We start from the raw sequence: 606 nt of genomic DNA, 5'->3' as shown, positions 1-606 counted from the left end.
GCACCCTCTCCCACAAGGGGAGAGGGTGCACCGGGCGAATGGTTACCAATCGAAGCCAACTGAACCGTATCTCATCCACCATGCGAGAGGTGAACTCGACTAAATCAGCATCACGAGCAGGCACGCAGTTCAAACCAGCGCCCGCAGGTCCGCGGCGTCGAAGCCCTTCAGGCTGGCCTTGTCGTCGTCCTTGACCTTGGCAACCCATTCGGCGTCGCTGATCAGCGCGCGGCCGACCGCAATGAGGTCGAACTCATCGCGCGCCATGCGCTCCAGCAGATTGTCGAGATCGGCTGATGTCGACGCCTTGCCCGCGAAGGCGCTGAAGAAGTCGCCGACAGCCCGACCGAGCCGACGNTGATGGTCGCGGCGCCCGTGATCTTCTTGGCCCAGCCGGCGAAGTTCAGCCCCTTCTCGCCATCGATCTCGGGAAACTCCGGCTCCCAGAAGCGGCGCTGCGAGCAGTGCAGGATATCGACGCCGGCATCGACGAGCGGCTGCAGCCAGTCGGCCATGCGTTCCGGTGTCTCGGCCAGACGCGCGGCATAGTCCTGCTGCTTCCACTGGCTGACGCGCAGGATGATCGGGAAATCCGGCCCCACGGCC

General features: G+C 64.5%; 1 pseudogene. It reads right to left on the bottom strand.

Annotation, left to right across the window (positions count from 1 at the left end):
* Positions 1–129: 129 nt before the first annotated feature.
* Positions 130–606: pseudogene (locus BRAS3843_RS19165) on the bottom strand (12-oxophytodienoate reductase); the annotation flags it as partial.

The sequence above is a fragment of the Bradyrhizobium sp. STM 3843 genome (assembly GCF_000239815.1).
GTDB lineage: Bacteria > Pseudomonadota > Alphaproteobacteria > Rhizobiales > Xanthobacteraceae > Bradyrhizobium.
This window is presented reverse-complemented; position numbering and strand designations above follow the sequence as displayed.